The sequence below is a fragment of the Yersinia sp. 2542 StPb PI genome (assembly GCF_048593855.1).
GTDB classification, from domain to species: domain Bacteria; phylum Pseudomonadota; class Gammaproteobacteria; order Enterobacterales; family Enterobacteriaceae; genus Yersinia; species Yersinia enterocolitica_E.
Window position 1 is genome coordinate 1 of record NZ_JAZGQA010000306.1, and the last position, 3,133, is coordinate 3,133.

Below are 3,133 nucleotides of genomic sequence, written 5' to 3' on the forward strand. Positions count from 1 at the left end.
CATTAATTTCAATCATACCGGAGCCTTTTTTATTAAAAGATAAATAAACAGCGCACCACCGACAAACTCAATAACCACCGATAATGTCCCAGACATATTCAGTAAGCGCTCCAAAATCAATTGCCCACCAACCAATGTAATAGTTCCCAGCAGAAAAACACCGGGTAGCAAATATTGATGGCGGAATGAACCAACAATTGGATAAGCCAAATTAGCGATAAGCAAACCTAAAAATGTCAGCGGCCCCACCAGTGCTGTAGAGATGGCGACCAACAGCGAGACCAGCAGCAAAATAGTGGTTATCTTTTTCTGATAGGCAACGCCGAGATTAATTGCGGTATTTCGACCAAGCGCGATAATATCGAGGCAATGGCGCATGCGCCAAACAATAAGGCCCACAATCACAACTATCCCCGTAGAAACGGCAATAATCTCTGCGGGCGCTCGGGTAAAGGTGGCAAATACCCTCCCCTGCAATATGGCAAACTCCCCCGGCGAAAGAAGACGTTGCATCAGGCTCGATAGACTGCGGAACAACGTGCCACAAACCAAGCCAACCAGCAGCACCTTATGCAGATTGATCCCCACACCGGTCAGTAACCAACGGTAAAGAAACACCGAGAACAATAACAGCAGTGCCGACTCACAGAGAAATTTCCCCGTAATACCTAACACTCTGAAACCATTGGCATCAACAAAAAACACCAACATGGTCTGGATGAGAATAAACAGTGCTTCTAATCCCATCACTGATGGCGTCAAAATACGGTTATTGGTTACTGTTTGGAATAAGACAGTGGCAACTCCCGCAGCAAAGGCCACCAACAGCATGGTGGCTAGAATAAGACCGCGATGCACCAGAATATACTGGATGTTGCTCCCCAGATTAATTGTCATGAAGATGACAATCGCAGCGACGGCAATAATGCTCAACAGTAACAACCGCTTTGCCGGTATGCTTAATGCCCGATTTGCGCCCTGAAACCAATTCCCTTTTGATGAATACTCATTAACCTGCATGGCGTTTTGTCCTAACAATTAATAATAGGAAAACCAGTGCACCAATCGCGCCCAGAATAACGCTGGCAGGGATTTCAAATGGGTAGCTAATTAATCGACCGATAATATCGCATAACACGACCAGACCACCGCCACAAAGACTCACCCAAGGTATGGTTCGGCGCAGGTTATCTCCCATCGCCATACTGACAATATTGGGTACAATCAAACCGAGAAAAGGAAGCACGCCAATCACGACCACAACCACGCCGCTGATGATGGCTATAATGGACATTCCCGTCAGCATAACGCGTTGATAATTTAGCCCAACATTGACCGAGAAATCCCGCCCCATGCCTGCCACGGTAAAACGATCGGCGATTAGGCAGGCAATCAGCGTTAAGGCTCCCACTATCCACAACAACTCATAGCGACCCTGCAAGACACCCGAGAAATCACCAGACTCCCAACTGCCCAACGATTGCAGGAGATCAAACTCCATCGCCACAAAGGTTGTTACTGCACTAAATACAGCCCCCAGCATAATCCCGGTCAGCGGCACCATCAGCGCTGATTTCATCCGCATTCGCGCCAACAACATCATAAAAAGTGCCGTCCCCCCCATCGCGAATACCGTAGCCACCAACATTTTCACCATCACCGGAGCCGATGGACTGAAAACCATGACCAACAATAAACCAAGGCTGGCGGACTGGGTCGTACCCGCAATAGAAGGTTCGACAAAACGGTTCTGCGTCAGCATCTGCATGATGAGACCAGCAACACTCATGGCGCTGCCAGCAAGGACTAATGCCAGCGTCCGTGGCACCCGGCTAAGTATAAAGATGTCGCGCATATCGGGATCCGACCAGACATCAGCAAAAGTGACATGGCCGGCACCGATAAACAGGCTACAGATCATCAGGCCCAGTAAAATAACCAGGCCAACTAGAAAGCTAAGATTCTTCATCAGTGAAAATTACTGCGCTGGCGCTGATTTATCCAACACAGCACTGACCTTATCCATCAGTTTTGTATAACTCTGTACGCCACCGGCAATATAGAGCGAGGAGGAGTCGAGATAGATAACCTGATCATTCTGCCATGCTTTGGTTTTATGGATCAGTGGGTTATCAAGAATCTGTTGTGCCGATTGGCCTTCAGTACGCCCAATGGCATTGTCTCTATCCAGTACAAACAACCACTCAGGATTAGCATTGAGAATGAATTCAGAGGTCACTACATTCCCATGACTACCCGTTTGTTCGAAAGTGGCCGCAGGGGTGAAACCTAACTCATCAAACACAAAACCGAAACGGGAGCCCGGCGTGTAAGCTGACATTTTCCCGCCGCTGACCATCACTACCATGGCTGATCCGGCATTAGCTGATTTTTGCTTTATCTCATTTATCTGAGATGAGAATTTGCCCAGCAGTGCCTTCGCTTCTTCTTCTTTACCAAAGATAGAGGCCAGTTGCTCAGTACGCTGAGTCAGACTCTGGGTAAAGTGCTTGGTATCGACATCAAGTGCGATAGTCGGTGCGATAGCGCTAAGTTTGTCATAAGCATCATGAGCACGGCCACCGGCAATGATCAGGTCAGGTTTAGCCTGACTTAATGCCTCGTAATCGGGTTCAAATAATGTGCCAGCATTCAGGTATTCAGTGCCGCTGTATTTGGATAAAAATGCGGGTAGATGAGTACTGGTTTGCGGGACACCTGCCACCTTAATGTTCAGGGCATCGGCAGTATCGAGCACGGATGGGTTCAGTATGATGACTTTTTGCGGGTTTAGTGGAACCTGAGTGGTTCCTTGCGCATGCTCAATACTGATTTTGGCTGATTCTTCTGGCGCGGCAGATGAATCATCACACCCTGTCATCGCAACAGTTGCGGCCAGTAATGACGAAAATAAAGCTAGACGTAATTGCATTTTCTCTCCTGAAAAGTGGGGATGTAAATATCCTTGAGTGCTAACGCTAATGATTTGCATTACTAATGTCGGAATGATACCCATCTATGCATACGATGAACAGGTTCTGTCATCAAGCTTCTGATAAATTGACAGGATTAATAGATCGCTTAGATACATTTGGCAGGGTTAATACACAGAAGAAAAAATCGTAACATATTG

General features: G+C 47.2%; 3 protein-coding genes. All 3 read right to left on the bottom strand.

Annotated elements, in window-relative coordinates:
• Positions 1-12: 12 nt before the first annotated feature.
• Genes V1952_RS20930 through V1952_RS20940 form a run of 3 tightly spaced genes read right to left on the bottom strand, consistent with a single transcriptional unit; the run spans position 13 to position 2,932 of the window.
• The gene (locus V1952_RS20930) at positions 13-1,020 is read right to left on the bottom strand and encodes an iron chelate uptake ABC transporter family permease subunit (RefSeq protein WP_372560556.1); all 1,008 of its coding nucleotides are present in this window, start codon (positions 1,018-1,020) and stop codon (positions 13-15) included.
• Positions 1,010-1,969: an ABC transporter permease gene (locus V1952_RS20935; protein WP_083162523.1), complete on the bottom strand. Its 960-nt coding sequence runs from the start codon at positions 1,967-1,969 to the stop codon at positions 1,010-1,012. Before V1952_RS20935 ends, V1952_RS20930 begins: the two co-directional genes overlap by 11 nt.
• Before the next feature lie 9 nt (positions 1,970-1,978).
• Positions 1,979-2,932 carry a siderophore ABC transporter substrate-binding protein gene (locus V1952_RS20940; protein ID WP_083162521.1) on the bottom strand — a complete coding sequence of 318 codons (954 nt, stop codon included), beginning with the start codon at positions 2,930-2,932 and terminating at the stop codon, positions 1,979-1,981.
• Positions 2,933-3,133: the final 201 nt, after the last annotated feature.

Coding starts and splice junctions, on each gene's coding strand:
- V1952_RS20940 (WP_083162521.1), bottom strand. CDS start 2,932: ATGCAATTACGTCTAGCTTTATTTTCGTCATTACTGGCCGCAACTGTT.
- V1952_RS20930 (WP_372560556.1), bottom strand. CDS start 1,020: ATGCAGGTTAATGAGTATTCATCAAAAGGGAATTGGTTTCAGGGCGCA.
- V1952_RS20935 (WP_083162523.1), bottom strand. CDS start 1,969: ATGAAGAATCTTAGCTTTCTAGTTGGCCTGGTTATTTTACTGGGCCTG.